5 protein-coding genes are annotated in these 3,362 nt (G+C 52.2%); all 5 read right to left on the bottom strand.

Going from position 1 to position 3,362, the window contains the following annotated elements; translation table 11 throughout:
* A partial coding sequence (locus ABWP27_RS12575) for a secretin and TonB N-terminal domain-containing protein (protein WP_353157399.1) occupies positions 1-461 on the bottom strand: 461 nt, incomplete at its 3' end.
* A 38-nt stretch (positions 462-499) separates the two neighbouring features.
* Positions 500-862 carry an MSHA biogenesis protein MshK gene (locus ABWP27_RS12580; protein ID WP_353157402.1) on the bottom strand — a complete coding sequence of 121 codons (363 nt, stop codon included), beginning with the start codon at positions 860-862 and terminating at the stop codon, positions 500-502.
* Positions 859-1,563: an MSHA biogenesis protein MshJ gene (locus tag ABWP27_RS12585; RefSeq protein ID WP_353157405.1), complete on the bottom strand. Its 705-nt coding sequence runs from the start codon at positions 1,561-1,563 to the stop codon at positions 859-861. Before ABWP27_RS12585 ends, ABWP27_RS12580 begins: the two co-directional genes overlap by 4 nt.
* Positions 1,560-2,288, bottom strand: a complete 729-nt coding sequence (locus ABWP27_RS12590) for a PilN domain-containing protein (RefSeq protein ID WP_353157408.1) — start codon at positions 2,286-2,288, stop codon at positions 1,560-1,562. The genes ABWP27_RS12585 and ABWP27_RS12590 overlap by 4 nt, the downstream gene beginning before the upstream one ends.
* Complete coding sequence (locus ABWP27_RS12595; protein ID WP_353157410.1) at positions 2,285-3,196, bottom strand: agglutinin biogenesis protein MshI; 912 nt, start codon at positions 3,194-3,196, stop codon at positions 2,285-2,287. Before ABWP27_RS12595 ends, ABWP27_RS12590 begins: the two co-directional genes overlap by 4 nt.
* Between the last annotated feature and the right edge of the window lie 166 nt (positions 3,197-3,362).

Genomic DNA, 3,362 nt, shown 5'->3' on the forward strand with positions numbered 1-3,362 from the left:
GAAGTGCCCTTGCGATTGCCGGTCAGATAGTTCACCTGGAAGATGCTGGTTTGCATGGTCAGCGGCTTGATGACAATACGCGAACCTTCCACCTTGTAGTCGTAACCGTACAAATCCTTGATCGCATCCAGTGCCTCGAACAAGGTCACGTCCTTCAGATTGGCCGATATCGTTCCGCTCACCTCTGGATGAACCAGCATGTTGTAGCGCGTACCGATCACGATCGAATTGAAGAACTGGCTGGCCTGCACATTATTGAAAGCCAGGCTGAAGCGCTCTTCCAGCGGTTGCCGCACTTGCGGCATCTCGATATTAATCGGCGGCAGAAGCGCGGCAGCAACCGCATCCTGTTTTGCCGGCTGGACGCTTGCCTGAGCAGCCTTGCTCATCTCGGCATTCATCAAATCGTAGGTTTCCCGTTTGGATGTCGGTGCTGCACATCCAGCGATAGAAATGACCACTGTGGCTAATAGAATTTTACGCACGCTTGCCTACCTCTTCACTTCCGATTATCAGGATTTTGACGGCCATGAGCAGACGTCAATCGCTTACCAATACCTGGGAACAGTTTCAACGTTTGAAGCTCGCCGCCATTGCGCAACACCACTTCGCTTTCAGTAATCTTTACCAAAGTAGAGCCGTTGAACTTCTCACCCAATTTGACAGTCTGGCCGCTGATGATGGCCGCTCTGCGCGTCGGCGAAATAAACACCGATTGCAAAACCGTCTCACCGCTGGTGCCTGCTGCTCCGTCCTGCATCAGCAGGCTGGGCGGTTGCGTTGGGTCGCGCAATTGTTGTGCCCACGCTGGAAGCCATGTCAGACTGCCGGCCAGCACGATCAGCAATATGCGCGGGCTCATAGATTCAGCCATTTCTTGTCCAGGCTTAATGTAAACAGCGTCAAGGTCAGCGTTCCCTTCGGATAATCGTCCACCGCCAATTCCGCATTTCCCCAGAATATCTGCCATGGCATGTCTTCCAGCGATTTCATGTAAGCCATCATGTCCATGTAACTGCCTTGAACCTTGAGTTCTACCGTATGTTTGAAAACGCCTTTCACGGCATCAGGCTCTTCATCCGGCAACGACGTTGTCAACACATCGGGCGCCGGCTTTTCATCTGCATCGACGACGTCATTCAATCTTTTCACCGGCAGCGTTTTCAGCGACAGCAAAAGGAGCTTGTCATTCTTCTTCAATACGCTTTCAAGCAAGGCTGCCATCCTGTCCGGCGGAACCAGGCCCTTCTGCACATCGCCCAGGGCATCGTTCATCTGCTGCGCACGTTGCCGCAAGGCCTGCATGCGCATGCGAACGTCGTAATCCGGATCGTTTTCCTGCGCTTTCACTCTTTGCTGAATCTGATGCTGAATATCGGCGATCTGCGCCTGTTGCTCCTTGATCTTCTGCGACAACTTGCTCTGCTTCGCATATTGCGGATCAAGCAGCGTTGCATTAATCAGCAGCACCAGAATCAGCACGGCGATTGTAAAAATGATGGCGCGCTCGCGCAGGGACATGGCATCGATCTTCAAGGCCAGTTTGTGCCATGCCTGCTTCATTTGCCTTCTCCTGCTGCTTTGCGTAACTGTCCTTGCAGATTGACCACCGGTTGACTGAAAATATCCGACTCGTCAGCCAGGCCTTTTTGCGTTTTTACACTGGAAGAATGCAGACTGAAATTGATGTAGGCAGCCGGTGCAGCCGGTTTTTCTCCCGACGCCAGCGGCTTGTCGCTCTTGGGCAGCTGCATTTCCAGCGTGGAAAAAGAAGCGCCCTGCATGACCGGCTCCGACTTCAGTCGTGTCAGATAGGCCGGCACCAGCTCCGGACGCAAGGCGCCGCCCTGCAGTGAAATCGCACTGCCGGCGCCCTGTATCGTGAAGCCGGTCAACCATATGCCATCAATGATCTGATGCGCAAATGCGCGCAGGTAATCGGCATAGCCGTCGGTATTACCCAACTCACCCTTGCGTAAAACATCCGACACCTGTTGCAGGGACTTCACTTGCGCTTCGGCCCGCCGCAATCTGGCTTCCAGCCGCATGTCCTTTTCTCGCGGCGCATAGTCTGCTGTCACCTTCGCCAACTGGTTCTGCGCCAGCTGCAATTGCGTTGTCACCGACTTCTGCTCGTTCTGCAATGCAGACAACTGATAGGACGCATAGGCAGTCAGCAGCAAGGCTGCCACCAGAATGACGCCCAATACCTGCACCATCGTCAGCGCGGAAAAATGCTTTTCCTGCTTGAGGAAAATTGGATTGAATAAATTGATCTGCTGACTCATAGCGCTACCATTTCCTGCCGCAATGCGGCACCCAGAACCATGAAATAGCGCTGCTGCATCTCCAGGGATTTTAATTCCGGCGTTTTTGTGAAATCCAGAATCGTTGCAAGATTCAGAATCTCAACCGGGATATACAAATTTTCAGTCAGATGGGAAACCAGATTTTCAGCTTCTCCATGCAGCGGTGCCAGCATCAGTTTCGACAGGGCTATATAGTGGTATTGCCGTTCAAAATAATCCAGTGAGCGTTGCAGCTCCAGTGTCACGCGTTCGTGATAGGCCTGTCTCTGTTCTTCGTCCGTTTGCATCAATTGCTCAAGCGTGACATCGATACGGCGTGACAGATAAAGCTCGCCGGCGTAAGTCATGGTCAACAGGCCGCCTTCCCCATTGAATGACAACAGCGCCACACCGCGCTCCGGTTGCTCCAGCAAGGCCGCCAGATTGCGTTGCGCCATCTCGGGAATGTCAATTACGCGCAAAGAAATTTTCGTGTCGCTGAACAGCGCCTGCCGCTGTTCGATCAATTGATTACGCGCCGCCACCGCATACATCTGATGATTGCGATTACCTGCATTTTTGTCGAGCGGGACATCCAGTACATCGACCGTTGCATCGTCGATATGAAAATCCAGCATATCTTTCAAACGCCAGCGTATTGCCGTCTTCAATTCATCGGCAGGCACATTGGGAGCTTCAACCGACAGCAATTGATATTCATTGGCCGCCAGCAGATTGATGCAGTGATAGCGCTCCGCATGCAACTCCTTGGCGAGTTTCTCCAGTACGGCCGGAACCTCCGCCCCTTGCAATGCAAACGAAGTCGCCAATTCCACCACCGGCCTCGCCGAAGGCGAGCGCTTTACATTGGCAACCCTGATGCTATCCGACTGTATACATACAGCCATCCAGTCTGCGATCTTGTTATTTTTTCTGAACAAACTCATCCTGAAATTTTCGTCTAGAACCTGCGTGAACTTAGGGGATTAAACTATTGATGTCAATCGCTTTTCCGTCTCACGGCATCATAAAAAGAAAAGGAAAACGATTAACAACGTATTTGTAAATTTTCGT

Source organism: Herminiimonas fonticola (genome assembly GCF_040395855.1).
Classification (GTDB): Bacteria; Pseudomonadota; Gammaproteobacteria; order Burkholderiales; family Burkholderiaceae_D; genus Oxalicibacterium; species Oxalicibacterium fonticola_A.

Bases quoted from the DNA above. Each gene is read 5' to 3' on its own strand.
- ABWP27_RS12580 (WP_353157402.1), bottom strand. From the start codon at position 862: ATGAGCCCGCGCATATTGCTGATCGTGCTGGCCGGCAGTCTGACATGG.
- ABWP27_RS12585 (WP_353157405.1), bottom strand. From the start codon at position 1,563: ATGAAGCAGGCATGGCACAAACTGGCCTTGAAGATCGATGCCATGTCC.
- ABWP27_RS12590 (WP_353157408.1), bottom strand. From the start codon at position 2,288: ATGAGTCAGCAGATCAATTTATTCAATCCAATTTTCCTCAAGCAGGAA.
- ABWP27_RS12595 (WP_353157410.1), bottom strand. From the start codon at position 3,196: ATGGCTGTATGTATACAGTCGGATAGCATCAGGGTTGCCAATGTAAAG.